Origin of the sequence: Mesorhizobium sp. M8A.F.Ca.ET.161.01.1.1, assembly GCF_004792105.1 — a bacterium.
In the GTDB taxonomy this organism is placed as follows: Bacteria; Pseudomonadota; Alphaproteobacteria; order Rhizobiales; family Rhizobiaceae; genus Mesorhizobium.
On record NZ_SRTD01000387.1, the window covers coordinates 1 to 301 of the forward strand.

General features: G+C 68.1%; 1 pseudogene. It reads left to right on the plus strand.

Annotation, left to right across the window (positions count from 1 at the left end):
* A pseudogene (locus EN804_RS36205) lies at positions 1 to 301 on the plus strand (glycerate kinase); the annotation flags it as partial.

A 301-nucleotide genomic window follows, 5' to 3' on the forward strand; every position in this document is an offset into this window, starting at 1 on the left:
GGCCTCGATAGCGGCCTACGGCAGGAAGCTGCCGGACGCCGTGATGGCGCATATCCAGTCGCCGGCCTCCGATGCGCCAGACCCGGAAGACCAGCGCTTTTCGCGCAACGAGATGCATCTGATCGCCTCCGCAGGCGTGTCGCTGGAAGCGGCAGCCGCGGAAGCCAAGCGGCAGGGCATCGAGGCCGTGATCCTCTCCGACGCGCTGGAAGGCGAAGCGCGCGAGGTCGGTGGCGTCCACGCTGCCATTGCCCGCGAAGTGGCGACCCGCAACCGGCCGTTTTCGAAGCCGGTTCTGATC